Annotated in this window: 22 protein-coding genes and 1 riboswitch; of the genes, 9 read left to right on the forward strand and 13 right to left on the reverse strand. The window is 36.5% G+C overall.

What is annotated here, in order from left to right; all coding sequences use genetic code 11:
• Positions 1–14 precede the first annotated feature (14 nt).
• Together GFU89_RS15845 and GFU89_RS15850 are read right to left on the reverse strand one after the other, a co-directional pair.
• The gene (locus GFU89_RS15845; protein WP_318848056.1) at positions 15–203 is read right to left on the reverse strand and encodes a hypothetical protein; all 189 of its coding nucleotides are present in this window, start codon (positions 201–203) and stop codon (positions 15–17) included.
• Positions 204–368: 165 nt separating this feature from the next.
• Entirely contained in the window at positions 369–722 is a 354-nt protein-coding gene (locus GFU89_RS15850; protein WP_318848057.1) for an arsenate reductase family protein, read from the reverse strand.
• Between the two features lie 121 nt (positions 723–843).
• Here GFU89_RS15850 and GFU89_RS15855 point away from each other — a divergent pair, with 121 nt between their 5' ends.
• From GFU89_RS15855 to GFU89_RS15875, 5 genes are all read left to right on the forward strand, one after another.
• On the forward strand, positions 844–1,311 hold the full coding sequence (locus GFU89_RS15855) for an acyl-CoA thioesterase (protein WP_109738137.1): 468 nt from the start codon (positions 844–846) through the stop codon (positions 1,309–1,311).
• A 100-nt stretch (positions 1,312–1,411) separates the two neighbouring features.
• Positions 1,412–2,242 carry a GLPGLI family protein gene (locus tag GFU89_RS15860; RefSeq protein WP_318848058.1) on the forward strand — a complete coding sequence of 277 codons (831 nt, stop codon included), beginning with the start codon at positions 1,412–1,414 and terminating at the stop codon, positions 2,240–2,242.
• Positions 2,243–2,331: 89 nt separating this feature from the next.
• Positions 2,332–2,399, forward strand: a riboswitch (Fluoride riboswitch).
• Between the two features lie 31 nt (positions 2,400–2,430).
• Positions 2,431–3,738, forward strand: coding sequence for a voltage-gated chloride channel family protein (locus GFU89_RS15865; RefSeq protein ID WP_318848059.1), 1,308 nt, complete (start codon positions 2,431–2,433; stop codon positions 3,736–3,738).
• A 104-nt stretch (positions 3,739–3,842) separates the two neighbouring features.
• Positions 3,843–4,718, forward strand: a complete 876-nt coding sequence (locus GFU89_RS15870) for a LysR substrate-binding domain-containing protein (RefSeq protein WP_318848060.1) — start codon at positions 3,843–3,845, stop codon at positions 4,716–4,718.
• Between the two features lie 178 nt (positions 4,719–4,896).
• The gene (locus GFU89_RS15875) at positions 4,897–5,832 is read left to right on the forward strand and encodes a YeiH family protein (RefSeq protein WP_318848061.1); all 936 of its coding nucleotides are present in this window, start codon (positions 4,897–4,899) and stop codon (positions 5,830–5,832) included.
• A gap of 79 nt (positions 5,833–5,911) precedes the next feature.
• On the opposite strand, the gene GFU89_RS15880 is transcribed toward GFU89_RS15875, so the two are convergent.
• The 8 genes from GFU89_RS15880 to GFU89_RS15915 form a co-directional block, all read right to left on the reverse strand.
• On the reverse strand, positions 5,912–6,094 hold the full coding sequence (locus GFU89_RS15880) for a hypothetical protein (RefSeq protein WP_318848062.1): 183 nt from the start codon (positions 6,092–6,094) through the stop codon (positions 5,912–5,914).
• Between the two features lie 169 nt (positions 6,095–6,263).
• Positions 6,264–7,505 carry an MFS transporter gene (locus tag GFU89_RS15885; protein ID WP_318848063.1) on the reverse strand — a complete coding sequence of 414 codons (1,242 nt, stop codon included), beginning with the start codon at positions 7,503–7,505 and terminating at the stop codon, positions 6,264–6,266.
• 73 nt (positions 7,506–7,578) lie between these two features.
• Positions 7,579–9,147 (reverse strand): ribonuclease Y, encoded by a 1,569-nt coding sequence (gene rny / locus GFU89_RS15890; protein WP_318848064.1) that lies wholly within the window; start codon positions 9,145–9,147, stop codon positions 7,579–7,581.
• A gap of 229 nt (positions 9,148–9,376) precedes the next feature.
• Positions 9,377–9,664 (reverse strand): cell division protein ZapA, encoded by a 288-nt coding sequence (locus GFU89_RS15895; RefSeq protein ID WP_103233999.1) that lies wholly within the window; start codon positions 9,662–9,664, stop codon positions 9,377–9,379.
• The gene (locus GFU89_RS15900) at positions 9,664–9,966 is read right to left on the reverse strand and encodes a hypothetical protein (RefSeq protein WP_318848312.1); all 303 of its coding nucleotides are present in this window, start codon (positions 9,964–9,966) and stop codon (positions 9,664–9,666) included. Before GFU89_RS15900 ends, GFU89_RS15895 begins: the two co-directional genes overlap by 1 nt.
• 138 nt (positions 9,967–10,104) lie before the next feature.
• A complete protein-coding gene (locus GFU89_RS15905) occupies positions 10,105–10,887 on the reverse strand; it encodes a porin family protein (RefSeq protein ID WP_318848065.1) in 783 nt (260 codons plus the stop codon).
• A gap of 3 nt (positions 10,888–10,890) precedes the next feature.
• Complete coding sequence (gene ubiE, locus GFU89_RS15910; RefSeq protein ID WP_318848066.1) at positions 10,891–11,622, reverse strand: bifunctional demethylmenaquinone methyltransferase/2-methoxy-6-polyprenyl-1,4-benzoquinol methylase UbiE; 732 nt, start codon at positions 11,620–11,622, stop codon at positions 10,891–10,893.
• A 3-nt stretch (positions 11,623–11,625) separates the two neighbouring features.
• Positions 11,626–12,195, reverse strand: coding sequence for a hypothetical protein (locus GFU89_RS15915; RefSeq protein WP_318848067.1), 570 nt, complete (start codon positions 12,193–12,195; stop codon positions 11,626–11,628).
• 101 nt (positions 12,196–12,296) lie between these two features.
• Here GFU89_RS15915 and GFU89_RS15920 point away from each other — a divergent pair, with 101 nt between their 5' ends.
• Together GFU89_RS15920 and GFU89_RS15925 are read left to right on the forward strand one after the other, a co-directional pair.
• On the forward strand, positions 12,297–13,364 hold the full coding sequence (locus GFU89_RS15920) for a ketoacyl-ACP synthase III (RefSeq protein ID WP_318848068.1): 1,068 nt from the start codon (positions 12,297–12,299) through the stop codon (positions 13,362–13,364).
• Between the two features lie 68 nt (positions 13,365–13,432).
• Entirely contained in the window at positions 13,433–14,638 is a 1,206-nt protein-coding gene (locus GFU89_RS15925) for a metallophosphoesterase (protein WP_318848069.1), read from the forward strand.
• Between the two features lie 141 nt (positions 14,639–14,779).
• Here GFU89_RS15925 and GFU89_RS15930 read toward each other — a convergent pair whose 3' ends face one another.
• Both GFU89_RS15930 and GFU89_RS15935 read right to left on the reverse strand, forming a co-directional pair.
• Positions 14,780–15,532, reverse strand: coding sequence for a polysaccharide deacetylase family protein (locus tag GFU89_RS15930; RefSeq protein WP_318848070.1), 753 nt, complete (start codon positions 15,530–15,532; stop codon positions 14,780–14,782).
• 84 nt (positions 15,533–15,616) lie between these two features.
• Positions 15,617–16,582, reverse strand: a complete 966-nt coding sequence (locus GFU89_RS15935) for an NAD-dependent epimerase/dehydratase family protein (RefSeq protein WP_318848071.1) — start codon at positions 16,580–16,582, stop codon at positions 15,617–15,619.
• A 215-nt stretch (positions 16,583–16,797) separates the two neighbouring features.
• Between GFU89_RS15935 and ggt the strand changes: the two genes are divergently transcribed.
• Positions 16,798–18,486 carry a gamma-glutamyltransferase gene (gene ggt, locus GFU89_RS15940; protein WP_318848072.1) on the forward strand — a complete coding sequence of 563 codons (1,689 nt, stop codon included), beginning with the start codon at positions 16,798–16,800 and terminating at the stop codon, positions 18,484–18,486.
• 249 nt (positions 18,487–18,735) lie between these two features.
• Positions 18,736–20,016, forward strand: a complete 1,281-nt coding sequence (locus tag GFU89_RS15945; protein WP_318848073.1) for a dicarboxylate/amino acid:cation symporter — start codon at positions 18,736–18,738, stop codon at positions 20,014–20,016.
• Positions 20,017–20,198: 182 nt separating this feature from the next.
• Here GFU89_RS15945 and GFU89_RS15950 read toward each other — a convergent pair whose 3' ends face one another.
• Positions 20,199–21,089, reverse strand: a complete 891-nt coding sequence (locus GFU89_RS15950; protein ID WP_413228598.1) for a diacylglycerol/lipid kinase family protein — start codon at positions 21,087–21,089, stop codon at positions 20,199–20,201.
• Positions 21,090–21,092: the final 3 nt, after the last annotated feature.

Consider the following 21,092-nt stretch of genomic DNA (forward strand, 5'->3'; position numbering starts at 1 on the left):
AGCCTCTTTTTTGTTTAAAGACAGATACAGCATATTTTTCTATCAGGAGAGCAGACATCACCTACTCCGGGTGTATTGGAAATCACTCCGCCTGCACCCCCGCATAATCTATTACAGTTAACCGGAAGAATATTACCTCCACCATCAATTTTTTTTAAAGCTGATCTGTTAAGACTCTTTGTTTTTAAAAAGTTTGTTTTCATATTATAAATTTTGGTAATGACAAATATATACATTTCAACATAAAACTAAATAATAATCAAATACTTATGGAATAAAAACATTTTAATTAGAATAGAAAATGTCCTGCTCAATAATGAAGAGTATCATACTGAACAGGACAGATTAGCTATTCAAAGTCTTATGAGTTAATTTACCCCAAAGAATTTCTGCAATTCTTCAACATTCTTTTTATCATTTCCTACAAAGATTTCCTTGTCTGTAATAAAAACAGGTCTTTTCAAAAAGGTATAATGATCTAACAGCAATTCTTTAAAATCTTTTTCAGTCAGTGATTTTACATCCAGACCTCTTAATTTGATCTGAGTAGATTTTTTACTGAACAATGCTTCGTATGATTTTGTCTTTTTATGCATTTCAGCCAGCTCTTCTTTGGTGATTGGCTCTTTTTTGATTTCGCGAAGTTCCCAGTCTGCAAGATCAAATTGGGCTAAAATTTTTCTGCAGGTATCACATGTGTTGAGATAAAATACTTTCTTCATTACGGTTTCTAAATCTGTTATTTGTTAAAATTCTCTTTCATTGAACGTTTCGTCTTTCAAAAGTAGGATTTAATCTAAAACTTTGGAAATTATTAAATAACTTTATTAAAATTTTATAAAGATGCAGAACAAGCCTATTACTTTTCAATTTATTTCGGAGCCTTCAGATGTTAATTACGGAGGAAATGTACATGGAGGAAGTGTTATGAAATGGATTGACCAGGCCGGTTATGCATGTGCGACAACCTGGAGTGGTAATTATTCCGTCACCGTATATGTAGGCGGAATCCGTTTTTATGACCCCATCAAAATTGGTGAAGTGGTAAAAGTAGACGCTCAGGTGATCTACACCGGAACTTCAAGCATGCATATCGCCATTAATGTCTTTTCAAGAAACCTGAAGCAGCCTAATTTTGAGAAAAAAACCCATTGTATCATTGTTTTTGTTGCTGTAGACGAAAATGGCAAAAAACTTCCTGTACCCAAATGGATCCCAACAACCGAAGAGGAAAAGCAGCAGGAAATATATGCAAAACGCCTGATGGACCTGAGAACGCAGATTGAGGATGAGATGAAACCGTTTTTGTAGAGACTAAGTGCGGGATGTGAGGGTTTAAAGCTTAAGGTTTAGAGTTCAAGGTTGTGAACACTAGATTACCAGCAACTATTAACAAAACTAACCACATTATATGAAACATATTTTCACCTTAATGGCATTGCTTATGGTAGCTTTGGTCCAATCTCAGACCCATCGGTTTATGTATGAACTGCAATATAAGATGGATTCTACGGAGGTCACTTATGAAAAACTGAACATGATTCTGGATATTGCCCCAAAAGAGGTGAAATTTTACGGAAGAAATCTTATGGCTACAGATTCTTTAAATAAGAAATTCGGTATGAATAGCAGTCATACCGATATGTCTGGACAGGTAGTGAAAAGAAAGATCAATTCTTTTGAGAATGAAAATTTTATCAATATCAAAAACGGGTATTATTCTTTTAAAACCACAGATAAAATAAACTGGACCATCTCTGATGAAACCAAAAAAGCAGAAAACTATACCTTACAAAAAGCTGTCACACACTTCGGCGGAAGAGTCTGGACGGCCTGGTTCTGTAAGGATATTCCTTTTAACGAAGGTCCTTTTAAATTCCGGGGGCTGCCGGGTTTAATTTTTGAACTTTCTGATACAAAGAAAAATTTCATTTATCATCTTATCAAGAGTCAGGAACTTGCAGAAGTGTACCCTACAGATAATTTTCTTGAATCCAATTTCGGCAATAAAGCGATTCCTATCAATGAAAAGCAGAAGCATAAACTGGTCATGGAGTTTTATAATGATCCTTTTGCTTTTGAAAGAAACAATTTCAGCAAAGCTAACAATGATCTGAAGATAAATATCAACGGAAAAGAAATTCGTACCGTTGATGAGCTGAACACGCAGACTAAAAATATGCAGGAAGTGATAAGAAAGTACAACAATCCGCTTGAGGTTGATAAGGCCATACATTATTAAAATCATAAAAGTTGTTTAGCGACAATATCTTTTATCTTTTATCTTTTATCTTTTATCTTTTATCTTTTATCTTTATTTATATATTTGCATAAGCAAAAGGAAATGGTGTTCTTCCTTACCCAACCGCTTTACAAAAGCTGATGACGCCTGATTAAAAGATTATTAACAAATAACTAATCAGGATTATTATGTCAAAAAGTCAAAGAACACTTGGTAAAAAAGTAATTTTTCACACTCATTTTTTCTTCAGAAAATTTCCGGCTCTGCCTTATATTTTAAAATGGTTATGTATTAGTATCATTATTGGAGCATTGGTAGGAACAGCTTCCGCAGGGTTTCTTCAATCATTGGAATGGGCGACAAATTTCAGAGAAAGTCATCTCTGGCTGATCGCTTTGCTTCCCGCAGCAGGATTTCTGATAGGACTTCTCTATTATTACTTCGGAAAAGATGTGGAAGCAGGAAACAATCTGCTGATTGATACCATTCATGAGCCTAAAGGAATTATTCCGTTCAAAATGGCTCCTTTTGTTTATCTCGGAACGATGGCAACTCATTTCTTTGGAGGATCTGCAGGCCGTGAAGGAACAGCTCTTCAGATGGCTGGTGCTATAGCAGATCAGCTTACGAAACCTTTTAAACTTGACAGAAATGAAAGAAAAATATTAATCATCGCGGCCATTGCTGCCGGATTTGGTTCTGTTTTCGGGACTCCTTTGGCTGGAGCTGTTTTTGGACTTGAGGTTTTTCTGATCGGAAGAATACGATATAATGCAATATTTCCTGCTTTTGCCTCAGCCATTCTGGCGGACTGGGCAACCAACCTGTGGAATGTAAAACATACTCATTATCATATTGATATCATTCCTAAACTGGAGTTTTTGCCTATTCTCTACAGTATTCTGGCAGGAATAGCCTTTGGTGTCTGTGCTGCTGCTTTCAGTAAAATCATTCACTGGATGGGTTCTGTTTTCAAATCAAAAATTAAGTATCCACCCCTTCGTCCTGTAGCAGGCGGAGTTATCATTGCTCTGGCAGTTTTTGCAATGGGTACCACCCGATATATCGGACTAGGAGTTCCTGTAATTGTGGAATCTTTTGAGAAACAACTTCCTTTGTATGATTTTGCATTAAAAATGGTTTTTACCATTGTTACCCTTTCAGCCGGATTCAAAGGTGGGGAAGTTACCCCGCTGTTCTTCATTGGGGCTACTTTAGGCAGTGCCTTGTCTCTTTTTATTCCTTTGCCGTTCGGATTACTGGCAGGAATGGGATTTGTGGCTGTATTTGCCGGAGCCACCAATACTCCTTTAGCCTGTATGCTGATGGGAATCGAATTATTCGGGACAGAATGTGGTGTGTACATAGCCATTGCCTGTGTGGTGTCTTATCTACTTTCGGGACACAACAGTATTTATACCAGACAAAAAATTGGAGAAGCGAAAAACAGAAGATTTGAGAGTCAACAGGACAAGTCTGTTTCGGATTTTTTATAAGTTGCTTTTTGTTGCTAGTTTCCAGTTGTTTTTATTTCTAGTTACTTTAAACCCCGAATCCTGCAACCCTCAACATTTCCAACTATAATTCGTAATTTTACCCCATGTTCGATTACAGATTAAAAGTTTTCCATACGGTGGCTTCCCGATTAAGTTTCACTAAGGCTTCAGAAGAGCTTCATATTTCACAACCTGCTGTTACCAAACATATTAAGGAAATTGAAACTCAAATAGGTGCCAAGCTGTTTGACCGTAAAGGAACTTCTATTCAGCTGACTCAAAGCGGAAAAATTCTGTATGAACATGCAGAAAAGATTAGAAATATCTACCGTGACATGGAATTTGAGATCAGCCAGATCAATCAGCAGCATAAGGGAAAACTGATTATTGGGGCCAGTACAACCGTTGCTCAGTATATTTTACCTGAAATTTTAGCGAAATTCAATACGTATTATAAAGATATTAAGATTGAGCTTCTTACTGGAAATACGGAAGCTATTTCTACCCTTTTGAAAGAAGAAAAAATTGATCTGGGAATTATTGAAGGGGAATCACAGTCTTGTTATTTTGAATATAAAACTTTTAAACCTGATGAAATTGTTCTGGCAGCGAAGTCAGATCACCCTCTTGCTCATAAAACTTTAAACTTAAAAGACCTCTATCATCTGGATCTGATCTTCAGAGAACAAGGCTCCGGAACGCTTGAGTTTATACAAAACAGACTTAAAGAGAAAGAAATCAATATTTATGAACTGAATACCGTTATGCAGCTGGGAAGCAGTGAAAGTATCAAAAACTATCTTCTTCATTCGGATTGTATGGCATTTCTCTCTATCAGCACCATCCTGAATGAACTGAAAAATAATGTCCTGACCGTCATTGATATCAAAAACTTCAGCATTGAAAGAGATTTTCATTTTATCCTTCCTAAAGGAGAACAATCTGAACTGATTAAGCTTTTCCTCAGATTCGCAGAGTAGCAAGCAATAAGCAATAAGCAATAAGCAATAAGCAATAAGCAATAAGCAATAAGCAATAAGCAATAAGCAATAAGCAATAAGCAAAGATATAACTTTTAGTTATCCAATATAACAAAATACGATTTATTTTGTTATACTATTTTTCGGAATTTTGATGCAGATTTTAAAAGTTCGCATTATGAAAGATTTCATCCAAAATGAAATGACCCGAAAAGTATTTTTTATTGTATTGGCAGTTTTATGTCTTACCCCTCTTATATCTTCGCCAATTGCCCTTGTTTTGGGTTTTGGTCTGGCCATTTTTATCGGAAATCCTTTTGAGAAACATCTTCATCACTATATTCATTTACTCTTGCAGATTTCAATTGTAGGCCTGGGATTCGGGATGAAACTGGATGAAGCTTTACATGCTGGAAAAACAGGCTTAATGTTAACGGTTGTGAGTATTTTTACAGTAATGGTATTAGGTTATTTTCTGGGGAAAATATTTAAACTGGAAAGACCTCTGTCTTATCTTATTTCTGCAGGAACAGCTATTTGTGGAGGAAGTGCTATTGCTGCAGTATCTCCGATTATAAAACCAAGCACAAAACAGATTTCTCTTGCTTTAGCCATTGTTTTTACCCTAAATTCTATTGCCCTGTTTGTCTATCCCGCCATAGGGCATCTGCTGAACCTTTCACAGGAACAGTTTGGGCTTTGGTGTGCAGTGGGAATTCATGACACAAGTTCTGTTGTAGGTGCAGCCAGTAAGTATGGCGATGAAGCTTTAAAAATAGCAACGACTGTTAAATTAGCCCGTGCCCTTTGGATTATTCCGGTTTCATTGATTACAATGTTCATTTTTAAAAGTAAAGATTCAAAAATAAAAATTCCGTGGTTCATTGGTTATTTTATTGTAGCTATTCTTCTGAATACCTATTTCCCGTTTCTTGACCGTTTCAGTAGTTCTATAACTGTTTTAGCAAAATCCGGACTGAATCTGACCCTGTTTTTCATTGGTTCTACCCTTTCTCTTCAAACCCTGAAATCAATAGGATTAAAACCTTTATTAACCGCTGTACTCCTTTGGATTACCATAAGTGTCGGCAGCCTTCTTTATATCATCCATTAAAATGAGCAGAACCCTTTTGATATCAAAAGGGTTCTGCATATTAAATGTGGAAATGTTTATTTCGTATTGAAATAATTTCTTAAACCTCTCCGCAAGTATAAACCTGCAGACAGCCCATATATATGGAGCAATATTCCGGTCCTGTTACAGCGCCTGAGCAGCTGCATCCGCAAAGAGACAAATCAGGTTTTCCGCTTACTCCTCCTGTAATGTTTTTCAAGTCTTGTTTTCTCAGCTTTTTAGCGTTTTTCATAATGTTCATGTGGTTTAGTTTTGATTAAACAAATATAGTTTTAGTTACCTTCCAAAGTTAAACAAATATTAATTACACGCAACAAAAATCAGTATAAAATTAATAATTTATTGATTTAAAAGTAATTATACTATTCAAAATAAGTCATAGCACATGCTTATTTTTTAAACAGCTTAAATTATTCTGTAAATTCAAGGTCTTTGTCATGGGTTTCAGAAATGGTAAGTGAGGAATAAAACGCAAGCCCAAATACTACCACTCCAACTATAGCAGCACTTTCCACAACGGGAAAATGTCCTTTAAGAGAATCAAAAGAAAATATCATAACCGGCACAAGTCCTCTTACCATATTGGGAACAGTTGTGGTTGCCGTATTTCTGATATTGGTTCCGAACTGTTCTGCTGCAAGCGTCACAAACATAGCCCAATATCCTGTTCCGAAGCCAAGCCAGACACAAAACAGATAATATTTTGTTTCTGTATTGGTATTACCAAACAACATGATGGCTACCCCAATCAGGGTAAAGATCAGCATATAAAAAATGGCCATTTTTCGGGATTTTAAGGCATGAGAAATAAAACCACTCAAAAGGTCACCGACAGAAATCCCCACATAAGCCCACATAATTGCTTTTCCGGGGTTGATCTCCTTTATCCCGAATTCAGGGGCAAATTGATTAGCTAAAACAGCCAGAATCCCTATGCAATACCATGTTGGCAATCCTACGGCAATACATTTTAAATATCTTGTCAACCTGTCTTTATTGGTAAAAAAGGATAGAAAGTTACCTTTTGAGACATTTTTATGTTCAATATTCTTATAAATTCCGGATTCTGATACACTTATTCTCAGTACCAATAACATGATTCCCATGATTCCACCGATAATATAAGAGATATTCCAACCTCCGGCCAGTTCTACTGTAAGCTGAGCCACCACAGCTCCCATTAATCCAAAACCGGCGACAACCGAGGTTCCGATTGCTCTTAAACTCTTCGGCAGACTTTCAGAAACAAGCGTAATTCCCGCTCCAAGCTCTCCGGCAAGGCCAATACCTGCAATAAACCTCAAACCAGCATATTGATACAATAAATGTTCTTTTGGGAAATAAGGAAGAAAACCGCAGGCAATATTAGCTAAGGAATACACTAAAATAGATCCGAAGAGCACAGAAAGCCTCCCCTTTTTATCTCCGAAAATCCCCCAAAAAACACCACCGATAAGAAGCCCCACCATCTGACAGTTCAGAATAAAGGTTCCGTCAGCATCCGGATTAAGTCCCAATGCTTTTAAACTTGGTATTCTAACGATCCCGAATAAAAGGAGGTCATAAATATCTACAAAATAACCTAAGGCGGAAATAATAACGGGAATGGAAAAAATGTACTTCAGTTTTGAAGACATGGACAGTTCTTGCATTTTTAAGTTTTGATAAAAATAAAAAACCTTTCAATTTCTTGAAAGGTTTTTATTAAATATCTTTTTCTGATTATTATCTGGCAATATTCACAGCTCTCGTTTCTCTGATTACTGTTACTTTTACCTGTCCCGGATAAGTCAGCTCATTCTGAATTTTCTCAGAGATATCGTAAGACAGTTGAGAAGCTACTTCATCGTTCACTTTTCCGCTCTCTACCATTACTCTCAGTTCTCTACCAGCCTGGATCGCATAAGCACTGGATACTCCATCGAAGCTTAGTGCTGCAGATTCAAGATCTTTCAATCTCTGGATATAAGATTCCAATACCTGTCTTCTTGCTCCCGGTCTTGCTCCTGAGATTGCATCGGCAACCTGGATAATCGGTGACAATAATGACTTCATTTCAATCTCGTCGTGGTGAGCTCCAATAGCGTTTACTACTTCTGGGTTTTCACCATATTTCTCAGCCCACTGCATACCTAACAGGGCGTGTGGTAATTCTGATTCCTGCTCAGGAACTTTACCGATATCGTGTAAAAGACCTGCTCTTTTTGCTAGTTTTACGTTTAATCCTAATTCAGCAGCCATTGTTGCAGCAATGTTTGCTACTTCTCTTGAGTGCTGTAGTAAGTTTTGTCCATAAGAAGAACGGTATTTCATTCTACCTACGATTTTGATCAGTTCAGGGTGCAATCCATGGATTCCTAAATCAATGATGGTTCTCTTACCCACTTCAATGATTTCCTCTTCGATCTGTTTTCTTGTTTTTTCAACTACTTCTTCAATTCTTGCCGGGTGGATTCTACCATCGGTAACCAATCTGTGAAGTGATAATCTCGCAATTTCTCTTCTTACCGGATCAAAACATGAAAGAAGGATTGCTTCCGGAGTATCATCAACGATGATTTCTACTCCTGTTATTGCTTCTAAAGCACGGATATTTCTACCTTCTCTACCGATAATTCTACCTTTTACTTCATCAGACTCGATGTTGAAAACGGATACTGAATTTTCAATAGCCTGCTCAGTTCCGATTCTTTGGATGGTTTGAATAACGATTTTTTTCGCTTCGTTTTTCGCATTCATCTGAGCTTCTTCCATGATGCTCTGAACGTGTGCCTGTGCTCTGGTTTTAGCTTCAGCTCTCATGGTTTCTACCAATTCTGCTTTAGCTTCATCAGCGGTATAATTAGATATTTTTTCAAGTATTTCTACTTTCTTAGCCGTAGCTGTATCTAATTCCTGCTGTTTTCTTTCAAGGATTTCGTTCTTTTTAGCGTAGTCTGCAATCTGCTTGTCTAAATCTTTTTCAAGTTTTCCGGTCTTGCTAAGTTCATCATTAAGCTTATGCTCCTTGTCTTTCGTTCTTTTTTCAACTTCCTGCATTTTCTTTTCACGGGACTGAATGTCTGCATCATGCTGAGATTTCAGTTCCAGAAATTTTTCTTTTGCCTGAAGGTTTTTTTCTTTCTTTATGGATTCGGCTTGTACGTTAGCTTTTTCTATAAGGTTTTCGGCATTTTTTGTTGCATCATCTATGATAAATTTTGCCTTAGTATTCAGTGAGCTTTTAGAGAAAAACATCCCTATTATTGCCCCAATAACTAAGCAAATAACGCCGGCTATAATGGCTGTTGTCATAATATATATTGAGTTTTAATTGTCTTCATATTCAAATAAAAAAAGCCTACAATAATCCAGGGATTGAGAGTAAACTCCTAATCAACACGATTTGAACTGATTTCCATTGTCTGTAATCCGGAAATCCGGCACGCCATTCGATGGACATTTGTTCGGTAATTGTTTAGCGTTGAGTTTACCTTTAATGTGTTAGAATTATTGTAGGCAGTAATTTTTCAGGAAAAAAAATCTATTTCCCGACTTCATTCAACGATTGATTAATCTGAACTAATCTTTCGTTGGTAGAATTAATATTTTTTTCGTAGTTAAGAGAAACTACTTCTGCATTGGTTCCCAGTTTCAGGGCACACATAGCCAAAGCATCCTGTTTATCTCTTACATCGAAGTTCTGTTCAAAATCTTTAATCATATTCTCGATCTGCTTCCCTACTTTACGCAAAGTTTCTTCCTCTGCTGCCGGTACGTTCAGCGGATACACTCTTCCTGCAATGTTGACGGTTATTCTCCTTATCTCCATTATAATCCACTGTTTTGAAGCTGAGCAATACAGAAATCAATTTCTTTCACCAATCTGTTGATATGGTTTTTCATTAATCTATTGTGTTCAGGATTTCCTGATATTGCTGAATAAAGTTTTATATTTTTTTGTTCTTCTGCTAATACCTGATTCTTTCTTCTTTCCTCATCATACTTCTTCTGCAACTCTTCATGCTCAATATTTAATTCTTTTAAATTTTCAGTAAGATTTTTATAGTTCTTTTGAAGAGTCAAAATCTTTCTCTCTAATTCTGAAAAATTGTTTTCTAAATCTTGAAGCATTTCAGGTTTGTATATTCTAACTAGAAGCAAAAATAAAAAAATAATAACACTAACAAAAATAAAACGCTCTATATTTTGATATACCAACAAAAAAGGAGGTACTAATGCACCTCCTATGTATTTTAAATGGAATATTTTTTATTCAAATTTCAGAACAAACATTACGGCTCTTGTCTGTAATGTTGAAACTGCAGAAGCCCAGTACGGAGGTGTAGTCGCATTATCAGCCACTTTCTCGTTATTCATGAAGAATGTTCCTCTGATGGCAGGAGTCAGTTTAAATTTGTTGAAATAAAACTGGATTCCCATTTCCGCAGACCATGCAAAGTTGTGGGTAGTTGATCTGTAGATCCCCTGCATGTTATCATCTGTAGACGTTGCGTTAGACTGAAGGTTTACAACATAGTTCACCCCTGCTGCAACGTAAGGTCTTGAATTGTACCATCTTTGTCCGTGAAGTTCCAAAAGCACAGGAACATCAATCAATGTAGATTTAATTTCTCTTACTTTATCCTTTTCCTGTAAAGGGAATGGCATAAAAGGAGGATTGGTTAAAGAACCACCTGCATAAATGTCATTGGATTGAGTATTAAAAGTCAACTGTCTTTGCGCAAACTGTAAACCTGGTTCTATCCTTACATCAAGATAATCATTCAGTCTCCATTTTGCAATAAGTCCGGCACCGAAGCTATAACTTTCCTTAGATGTGACAAGGTTTTCATTATCATTCATCCCGTATTTCGGATGCAAAACAATGCGGTAATCCAGTCTGTTCCCGTTCAAATAAAACCCCCAACTGAATTTCTGTTCGTCGAAATCTTCCAACTTATCCATTCTGTTTCGGGTTCTGAATTGCGCGTTTGCAAAAACGGCAACATTTACTGAGGTTAAAACCAGTGCTTTTAATAGAAATTTATTCATAGGTTACTTTGTTGCTTTATAAATTGTGGCTATACCTAAACTTAATTTTTTATATTCTACTTTCTTAAATCCCGTATCTAAAAGAATTTGCTTCATCTTCTCCCCGAAAGGAAAAGCATTTACAGAATCCGGAAGGTATGTATACGCCCTATTATCCTTAGAAACCAATCTGCCAATGGCAGGCAATATATTTCTGAAATAAAACATATAAAATGGCCCCATGAAACCCTCAACCTTTGAAAACTCCAGTATATAAACACTTTTGTTATCTTTAACTACTCTTCTTAACTCTGCTAAACCTTTGGGAAGGTTTTCAAAATTCCTTACTCCAAATGCAACGGAAACAGCATCAAATCTATTGTCCTCGAAAGGTAAATTTTCTGCATCCCCTTTTTGCATGGAAATTTTGCCGTCTAATTTAAGTTTTTTTATTTTAATAACGCCAACATTCAGCATTTGTTGTGATAAATCTAATCCAACTACTTTGGAACCGGTACCTTTTTCAATGGTAATTGCCAGATCTCCCGTTCCTGTAGCCACATCCAGCACTTCCTGCGGATTGTCATTTTTCATCCATTTTACCAGTTTATTTCTCCACAGAATGTCAATTTTCATGGATAAAACACGGTTCAGAAGGTCATACTTCGGTGCAATATTGTCGAACATATCCTCTACCTGGCTCTTTTTTGTAGCCTCTGAATTGTAGGGAGTAACTTTGGTGATATCTTTTGTCAAAACTTAAAACTTGTAATATTCTTTATAATAATTTAGGTAATCCTGCTTTCTGAAGATTTTAGATCGTGATTCCACTTTCTGGATATTCTTGATCACTTTATCATAATCTTCATCTACATTGTAATAAAAATCTTCTGTGTAAAGCTTATTGAAGCGTTTCGCTCCGCCGTAATAATCCTTTCCGTCAATGACCGTTTTATCAAGGTTGGCCAGTAACGAATCTTTTTTAAGATTGTATCCGTAATACTGATCATTTACATAGTAATCCTGATGGGTAATATTAATCAGCCCACGAAGCTTATTCACTTCAAATGCCGAGTCATACAGCATTTTTTTTTTCTGATCAAAAACCTGAATAGAGTTTTTCCCTTTATTCAAATCCACATGCACATACTGCCCCGCAGATATGATTCCTTCAGAACCGTTATTGATCTTAAAGTAATACGTATTCGGGGTAGGATTATCTACAACATAATAATTCTTCTTGGCTAAAAAAAGGAAGTAGATCCCAAAGGCAACGATAAATGCCACAGCTGCAATAAGTAAGCCTTTTAAGGACGAGTTGTTTTTCATAGATTGTAAAGTACAATTTTTGCAAATTTAATAATATTTTTAATTCTCCGTTATTAATATTAATTATTAACTTTGCATCTTTAAAAAAATCATATAAACGAATGCCGAATACGATCATTATTGGCTCTGGATGTTATATTCCGAACAGAGTTATTGGTAGAGATTACTTCATGAACTCCGAGTTCTACACAGAGGATGGAGTAAAGATTGAAAAACCTGCGGAAGAGACCATTGCGAAATTTGTAGAGATTACAGAAATCGAAAACAGGAGATTCATTGAGGATGATCTTTCCAACTCACAAATCGGTTATGAAGCTGCAAAAATTGCCCTTGAGGACGCAAAAGTAGACGGAGAAGAACTAGATTATATCATTTACGCAAGTAATTTCGGGGAAGTTACTGAAAACGGATATGCTGATTTTATGCCAACAATGGCAGCAAGGGTAAAGAATAAACTAGGCATCAAAAACAGAAAATGTGTCACGTATGACATGCTTTTCGGATGTCCCGGATGGGTGGAAGCTATGATTTTGGCTGACAACTTAGTTAAAGCTAAAGTAGCAAAAACAGTTCTTGTAATAGGAGGTGAAACACTGAGCCGTGTAACAGATCCGCATGACAGAAACAGAATGATCTTTGCTGACGGTGCCGGAGCTGTAGTGGTAAAAGCAACTGACGAAGAGAATGTAGGAATTATCGCACACAATACAATCTGCGACAATGGTCCGGAACTTAATTATCTTGAAAACGCCCCTTCTATCAATAAAGAAGTAGACCAAAAACGTCTTTATGTAAGAATGCTGGGAAGAAAAATATACGAATACGCGCTTAAAAATGTACCTGTTGCAATCAAAGATACGATTACAGATGCAGGTCTTTCTATTGAAGATATAGATAAAATCTTAATTCACCAGGCCAACGCCAAGATGGATTACGCTATGATTGAAAGACTTCACAGGCTTTATGACATTAAGGAATATGACCATGCGATCTCTCCTATGACAATTCAGGATCTTGGAAATACTTCTGTAGCAACGATTCCTACCATGTATGATTTAATAATTAAAGGAAAAATGGAGGGTCAATCGTTTAAACAAAAAGGGAACATTGTAATGACTTCGGTAGGTGCCGGAATGAACATCAATGCGCTCGTTTACAGATTTCCTTAAAATATTTAATAAACAAAAAAATATAAAAGCACAGGGAAGTTATTCTTTGTGCTTTTTTTAATCAGAACATGCAAAAGAATTTTTTAATCATCGCTGGAATCTTCCTGTTTTTGGAAGTTTATATTTATCAGGCTATCAGAACACTTACTGATAACTCATGGATAAGAATCGGATATTGGGTACTCTCTTTAGCCGTGTATGGTATTTTCGCTTATGAGGTCACTCACTTCCAAAGATCAGACAGAAGTACGGTAAGGGCTCAGATTATGATCTCGTTATTTTTGATTTTTATCCTTCCTAAAATCTTCGTGGTTCTGTTTTTATTAATTGATGATATCATCAGAACCGGAGGCTATTTGATCGGTTTCACCCAATCTTCGGAAAATTTCTTTCCGGAAAGAAGGAAATTCCTAAGCATTGTAGGCCTGGGAATGGGAGGTATCCTTTCTGCTCTTTTTATAGACGGGATTACTTTTGGTAAATACCGTCACACCGTAAGAAGGGTAAGAGTAAAATTCAATAATCTTCCGAAAAGCTTTAAAGGATATAAAATCATCCAGATTTCTGATGTTCACAGTGGAAGCTTCTCGGATCCAGGCAAATTACAGCATGCCATTGATCTGATTAATGAACAAAAACCGGATTTAGTACTATTCACTGGAGATATGGTCAATAATGTTGCGGATGAGTTCAAACCTTTTATTCCTTTGTTTTCAAAAATCCAGGCCAAAGATGGCAAGTTTGCGGTATTGGGAAACCATGATTATGGAGATTATGTAAGCTGGGAATCTCCTGCAGCTAAAAAAGAAAACCTTGACACTTTGATCAGTTATGAGAAGCAGGCAGGTTTTGATATGCTGAGAAACGAACACAGGATCATTGAAAAAAACGGAGAAAAAATATACATTCTGGGTGTTGAAAACTGGGGATTAAAACCCTTCCCTCAATTCGGAAAAATAGACGACGCTTTAAAAAACGTACCGGAATCCGCAACTAAGATATTAATGAGCCATGACCCTACCCACTTTGATTATGTGGTAAAAAAACACCCTGCAAACATCCACCTGACACTTTCAGGACACACACACGGGATGCAGTTTGGACTTGATCTTAAAAATGTAAAATGGTCACCCGTTCAGTACCGATACCCAAAATGGGCTGATTTATATGAAAGCGAAGGAAAACTACTGTATGTAAACAGAGGGTTTGGCGTATTGGGATACCCGGGAAGAGTGGGCGTATTGCCGGAAATCACTCTTTTTGAGCTGAGCTAGTTGAGAAGTGCAAGGTTTAATGTTTATAGTTTAATGTTAGAGATTTAGAAATTGAATTGTTATTTATCACGAGAAATAGTTCTCCCTAATCCCTTTAACCTAACACCCGCTACCTAATATCTACAACCTATCACCTGCAACCTAAAAAATATAATCTTTCATACGGGAAGTAGCCATTTCCCGGTCGTTCAGAAAAGTAAGGAGGGCATCTAGTTTGTCCTCCATTTTTTTGCCCGAAAATAAGCTTCTGTAAAAAGGAATATCAAAACGGTATTTTTTAAAATCTGTAAACTGCCATGTGTTCAGGTAGATCAGTACAAATTCTTCATTCTGCAATGTTTCCAGAACCATATTCTGATAATACTTCATGGGCAGGATCTGAAACACGAAATCATTATAGGGAAGCTGACTGTAAGGAGAGATACTTTCCGGGACAATACTCAGCCCGTCCTCTTCTGTAATTTCCGTATCTCTTTTGAGCCTTTTGAAAGGAAAAAGAATATTGGCATTATCAATATTAGAAACATAATTAAATTCCATCAGCTTCAAAATTTCCTGTGAAACTTTTACATCTTTCTGACGAATTCCTCTGATCTGTTTTTCCAGAAGATCCTGAATATTCTTTTTGGCATTTTCAATTTCTTCAGGATTTGAGTCTTTATTATAAAAAGCAATTTCATGCCCTTTGGATGAAATTGCTTTTATTAAATTTTGAAGTTTTTCAACAAGAGAAACCTCTACAAAAAAACTTGATTTGATATCATGAATATCTAAAATTCTAAGAATTGCTCTGGTATTATTTTCTGTAATTTTCAATCGCTCATCATCGTTAATTGGGGAGCCGTTTTTTACTTCAGCTTCAATACAGGTGATGTTAAAAGTCAATAATACCATTTAAATTAAAGTTTATATAAATTATATAAAATATTACAAATCAGATGTTAAAATAATTATTAATTAAAGTAAAACTTTACATTATTAATCCTTACCTAATTTTACTTTCAGATTCTTGATCATATCCTTTGTCATTTCAGAAATTCCGAAATCATAAGTCAGACCCCAGTCTTTTTTCGCTACTGAATCATCAATAGAAGCCGGCCATGAATCTGCAATTGCCTGTCTGAAATCCGGGTTATAATCGATTGCAAAATCTGGAATTTCTTTCTTAATTTCTACTGCCAGTTCTTTTGGAGTAAATGACATTCCACCCAAATTATAAGAAGAGCGAACGGATAAACTTTCTTTCGGAGCATCCATTAATTTCAAGGTTGCATTGATGGCATCATCCATATACAACATTGGCATTCCTGTATCTTCGGAAATGAAACTTGTATATTTTCCATCTTCAATTGCTTTGTAGAAAATCTCAACAGCATAGTCAGTAGTTCCACCCCCGGCTGGAGTTTTCCATGAGATCAATCCAGGATATCTGATACTTCTTACATCTACCCCATATTTATCGAAATAGTATTCACACCACTTCTCCCCTGCCATTTTGGAGATCCCATAAACCGTTGTTGGATTCAACACTACATCCTGTCCCACATCATGCTTTGGAATTCCTTTTCCAAATACAGCGATAGAACTTGGCCAGAAGATCTTTTTAAGAAGCCCTTCTTTCGCCATTTCACAAAAATGAAGCAGTGGCTCAAGATTCAGTTTCCACGCAAAAATAGGCTGCTTCTCCGAAGTCCCGGATAAAAGCGACGCTAAGTGATACACTGTAGTAATCTCGTAATCATGAATCACCTGTCTTACCAATTGTGTATTGGTAACATCCATTCTTTCATAGTGTCCAGCAGAAGTAATTCCTTCCTGCCATCTGTCCAATCCTGAAGCAACAACGTTCTCTGCTCCGTGGATTTCAACAAGTCTGTTCGTAAGTTCGGTACCAATTTGTCCCAAGGCACCTGTAATCAGTATTCTTTCCGTATAGGATTCCATTTTTCAGATTTTTTTAGAATTGTACAAAAGTAAAAAAAACATGCCAACCATAATAAAAAAGGTGTATTTAAAAACACTCCTCCCATAATGAATACAGATATATTCAATTCAAACAGGTAAAATTCTCTTTAAACAATAGAAAAAATCAAATGCAATAATCACAGTCTATGATTAACTTAAAATTCAATAATTTTGTTTCAAGAAAAAACAATCATATGAAGAAGATTTTAATTGCTTCGATTTTACTGGCCGCTCAGCTTAGCTGGGCTCAGTTTACCAACTTCAATATTATCAAGGAAGCACAGGTAAAAAATAAAGGTGTTGTAGTGTCTGCACATCCCTTAGCCAGTGAAGCTGGAGCCAAAATCTTGAAGATGGGCGGAAATGCCTATGATGCTGTTACAGCAACACAATATGCCCTTGCTGTAGTGTATCCTCAGGCAGGAAACATAGGGGGTGGCGGATTTTTAGTAGGCGTAAAAAATAATGGGGAAAAATTCACATTAGACTATAGAGAAACAGCTCCGAAAAAAGCTTCCAGAGACATGTACATTGATAAAAAAGGAAAAGCAGATACAGATCTTTCCCAAAATGGAAGACTCGCAGTAGGTATTCCCGGAAGTGTGGCTGGTTTTTTTGCTACCCTGAAATACTGTAAACTGCCTATGGAAAAAATTATTCAGCCTGCCATTGACCTTGCAGAAAAAGGATTCGCTATTACAGATAAGGAAGCAGAAATGCTGAATAACCAGAGGGAAAAATTCCAGAAACATAATAAATCTTCTATCATTTTTGTAAAAGATGCTCCATGGAAAGCCGGAGATCTGTTAATCCAAAAAGACCTGGCCGAGACCTTGAAACTGATTCAGAAATTAGGAGCAAAAGGGTTTTATGAAGGGAAGACAGCTGATCTTTTAATTGCTGAAATGAAAAGAGGCAATGGAATCATCACACTGGAAGATCTTAAAAATTATAAGGTTGCCGAAAGAAAAGCTCTTGAATTTGAATACAAAGGAAGCAATGTGGTAACCATGCCTCTGCCATCAAGCGGCGGAGTTCTTCTTGCTCAGATGCTGAGAATGGCAAGTTTTGAAAACCTTGAAAAATATCAGCAAAACTCTACAAAAGCTGTTCAGATCATGACTGAAGCGGAAAGAAGAGCCTTTGCAGACAGAGCAGAATATATGGGAGATCCGGATTTTATTCAGGATAAAACGTCTTATCTGATCTCTGACAACTATCTGAAAGGAAGATGGAAAAGCTTCAGTTTTGATAAAGCTACACCAAGTGCAGAGGTAGGTAAAATCATAGAACAACCTAAAGAATCTATGCAGACTACTCATATTTCCGTATTGGATAAGGATGGAAATGCTGCTTCTGTAACTACAACTCTGAACGGTTATTACGGAAGTAAAGTATTGGTTTCAGGAGCGGGATTCTTTTTAAATAATGAAATGGATGATTTCTCTATCAAGCCGGGTGTACCAAATATGTTTGGAGCAGTAGGTGGAGAAGCCAATGCTATTCAGCCTAACAAGAGAATGCTTTCTTCCATGACTCCAACTATCCTTCTTAAGAATGGAAAACCTTATATGGTGGTAGGAACACCTGGCGGAACTACAATCCCTACTTCAGTATACCAATCTATTGTGAATGTTGTAGATTTTAAACTGAACGCCAATATGTCAGTGAACACACCAAAATTCCATCATCAGTGGCTTCCGGAAACCATTACTGTAGAAAACAACTTCCCTGAAAGTACTATTTCTGAGTTGAAAAGCAAGAATTACATCATAGAAAAAATAAAATACATCGGAAAAACAGAAATGATTGTTCTTGATGAAAATGGAAGTATCCATGCAGTGGCAGACGGCCGCGGAGATGACTCTGTCGCCGTGGAATAATAATAATAATAATAATAATAATAATAATAATAATAATAATAATAATAATAATAATAATAATAATAATAATATCCGTCCATTTTACAATACAGCTCCGGCTTCATTCTAAAAGGCTTCTGCCTTTTTACGAATGAAGCCGGAGTTTTTTATTAATCAATCCGCCACTACAGATACTTTTCAATGACTTTTATCATGTTTTCAGATAAATTTTCTTAATTTTCGCCCTTAAAAAAACAAAACGACTGTTCTTTGAAAGCAAAAAAAATATACAATCAGCTTTATTTCCAGGTGATTATAGCAATAGTTGCCGGTATTCTTCTTGGAAAATTTTATCCTGAATTAGGAGAAAAAATGAAACCTCTGGGCGACGGATTCATCAAATTAGTGAAAATGATTATTGCCCCGGTCATCTTTATTACCCTTACGCTGGGAATCGCCCACATGACCGATTTGAAAAAAGTAGGCCGAATTGCCATAAAAGCAATGATCTATTTTTTCACATTTTCAACTCTTGCGCTTATCATCGGATTATTTGTAGGGAATATTTTACAGCCTGGTCATGGTTTAAATATTGATCCTGCTACCCTTTCAGGTGATGTTTCACAATACCAGGCAAAAGCTCATGAATCAACGCTTACAGGATTCATTATGAATATTATTCCGGAGACTTTATTCAGTCCTTTGGTGGGTGATAATATTCTTCAGGTTCTGCTGGTTGCTATTTTAATGGGAGTTTCTCTAGTTTTAACAAAAGAAAAAAGCCAGAAGGTAACTGATTTTCTACAGGATCTAGCAACTCCGGTATTTAAAATCGTTCATATGCTTATGAAACTGGCGCCTATCGGAGCATTTGGGGCTATGGCATTTACTATCGGAAAGTACGGGCTTCATTCTGTACTGAACCTTATATTCCTTGTTGGGACATTTTATATCACATCTATCCTTTTTATAGTGCTGGTATTAGGATCTGTAGCCTGGTATAACGGATTTAACATTTTCAAGCTTCTTTTTTACCTTAAAGAAGAACTTCTTCTTGTTTTAGGAACCAGCTCTTCAGAGTCTGCTCTACCGGGAATCATGGAAAAACTTGAAAAAGCTGGCTGCTCCAAAGCGATTGTAGGTCTTGTAGTGCCTACAGGATATTCCTTCAATCTCGATGGAACCAATATTTACATGACACTGGCCTCTCTGTTTATCGCACAGGCATTAAACATCCATCTTCCTATTGAAAAACAGCTAATGCTTCTGCTGGTAGCCATGTTAAGTTCAAAAGGAGCCGCTGGAGTTACCGGTGCCGGATTTGTAACGCTGGCAGCCACCCTGGCAGTAGTTCCTGAAATTCCAATTGCCGGAATGACGTTAATCCTTGGAATAGATAAGTTTATGAGCGAATGCAGAGCGCTGACGAATGTAATTGGGAATTCTGTAGCTACGGTAGTGGTTGCCAACTGGGAAAAACAGCTTGATAAAAAACAGCTTCAATACTGTCTGGATCATCCGGCTGAAGTTGAGAAAAAACTGGAAGTGTGAGAGGGATTAGGTGGCAGATAACAGGTTGCAGGAAAACAGCTGTGAAGTATTGATCAAGATTAACTAAGGTTAATAGTGAATTTTGCTTCACAAGTGAATGGTGAATTTCATCAGTAACTAACAACCAGCAACTGATAATTTTATACTATGTCCCTGTAACTTTAAACTCAAAACCTTGAATTTTAAATCAAAATACTTAAGCTTGACGGCTGTACTTTAACATGAACTGGTGATTTTATCTTGTTAAATTCCCCGTCCAGATGCCAGTTTTTGGTATTGACTTTAAAAGATATTTCGGAGACTGGAAGATAAGTGACGTATTCATCATCTTTCAGTCTTTTGGTAAACATTCTGAAAGCAAACAATGCAGAATAGGTCAAAGGAAACTTTTTCACCAAAACCATATCCACCAAACCATCACTTTTGCTGGCTTTCGGAGCAATGTAAGCGTTGTTTCCAAACTGGCGGGTATTGGCAATATTCATCATCAGATATCTCCCGTTGTACTGCTGATATTCTTCGTCAAAAAACTTCACCTTGATTGGCTTATAGTTGAAGAAAGTTTTTAGGGAAACTTTGATATAGTTTTTGAATCCGCGGCTTGTTTTTTCAAATTCCTTGACAACTTTACCGTCAAACCCTGTTCCTGAAACATTGATAGACAGCCTGTCGTTCACCGTAAAAGTATCAATCTTTCTGGAATTTTTGGTTTTTATTTTTTCTAAAAGTTCATCCAGATTTTTACTGAACTGGGTCTCATTGGAAAATCCGTTTCCTGAGCCAGCTGGGAAAATAGCCAGAATTTTTTCTGTATTAATCAGATTTTTGGCTACGGTAGAAATGGTACCATCTCCTCCTATGGCTACAAAAATATCCACTTCTTCAAAATGCGCCTTGATAAACTCATCTGTTCCCGGAATAGATTCTGAAACATAATACAACGGGTTATTAACCTTTGTTTTAAGTTCGTTCAAAAACGGCTGATAGTTCTTTTTGGCCGAAAAAGGGTTGATAATAAAAGCTACTTTTTCCATTACTGCAAAATTAAAAAATGCTTCCTGATCTGGAAGCATTAA

The organism is Chryseobacterium sp. JV558, from assembly GCF_033712365.1.
Lineage (GTDB): Bacteria > Bacteroidota > Bacteroidia > Flavobacteriales > Weeksellaceae > Chryseobacterium.

Coding starts and splice junctions, on each gene's coding strand:
- GFU89_RS15845 (WP_318848056.1), bottom strand. CDS start 203: ATGAAAACAAACTTTTTAAAAACAAAGAGTCTTAACAGATCAGCTTTA.
- GFU89_RS15850 (WP_318848057.1), bottom strand. CDS start 722: ATGAAGAAAGTATTTTATCTCAACACATGTGATACCTGCAGAAAAATT.
- GFU89_RS15855 (WP_109738137.1), top strand. CDS start 844: ATGCAGAACAAGCCTATTACTTTTCAATTTATTTCGGAGCCTTCAGAT.
- GFU89_RS15860 (WP_318848058.1), top strand. CDS start 1,412: ATGAAACATATTTTCACCTTAATGGCATTGCTTATGGTAGCTTTGGTC.
- GFU89_RS15865 (WP_318848059.1), top strand. CDS start 2,431: ATGTCAAAAAGTCAAAGAACACTTGGTAAAAAAGTAATTTTTCACACT.
- GFU89_RS15870 (WP_318848060.1), top strand. CDS start 3,843: ATGTTCGATTACAGATTAAAAGTTTTCCATACGGTGGCTTCCCGATTA.
- GFU89_RS15875 (WP_318848061.1), top strand. CDS start 4,897: ATGAAAGATTTCATCCAAAATGAAATGACCCGAAAAGTATTTTTTATT.
- GFU89_RS15880 (WP_318848062.1), bottom strand. CDS start 6,094: ATGAACATTATGAAAAACGCTAAAAAGCTGAGAAAACAAGACTTGAAA.
- GFU89_RS15885 (WP_318848063.1), bottom strand. CDS start 7,505: ATGCAAGAACTGTCCATGTCTTCAAAACTGAAGTACATTTTTTCCATT.
- rny (WP_318848064.1), bottom strand. CDS start 9,147: ATGACAACAGCCATTATAGCCGGCGTTATTTGCTTAGTTATTGGGGCA.
- GFU89_RS15895 (WP_103233999.1), bottom strand. CDS start 9,664: ATGGAGATAAGGAGAATAACCGTCAACATTGCAGGAAGAGTGTATCCG.
- GFU89_RS15900 (WP_318848312.1), bottom strand. CDS start 9,966: ATGCTTCAAGATTTAGAAAACAATTTTTCAGAATTAGAGAGAAAGATT.
- GFU89_RS15905 (WP_318848065.1), bottom strand. CDS start 10,887: ATGAATAAATTTCTATTAAAAGCACTGGTTTTAACCTCAGTAAATGTT.
- GFU89_RS15915 (WP_318848067.1), bottom strand. CDS start 12,195: ATGAAAAACAACTCGTCCTTAAAAGGCTTACTTATTGCAGCTGTGGCA.
- GFU89_RS15920 (WP_318848068.1), top strand. CDS start 12,297: ATGCCGAATACGATCATTATTGGCTCTGGATGTTATATTCCGAACAGA.
- GFU89_RS15925 (WP_318848069.1), top strand. CDS start 13,433: ATGCAAAAGAATTTTTTAATCATCGCTGGAATCTTCCTGTTTTTGGAA.
- GFU89_RS15930 (WP_318848070.1), bottom strand. CDS start 15,532: ATGGTATTATTGACTTTTAACATCACCTGTATTGAAGCTGAAGTAAAA.
- GFU89_RS15935 (WP_318848071.1), bottom strand. CDS start 16,582: ATGGAATCCTATACGGAAAGAATACTGATTACAGGTGCCTTGGGACAA.
- ggt (WP_318848072.1), top strand. CDS start 16,798: ATGAAGAAGATTTTAATTGCTTCGATTTTACTGGCCGCTCAGCTTAGC.
- GFU89_RS15950 (WP_413228598.1), bottom strand. CDS start 21,089: ATGCTTCCAGATCAGGAAGCATTTTTTAATTTTGCAGTAATGGAAAAA.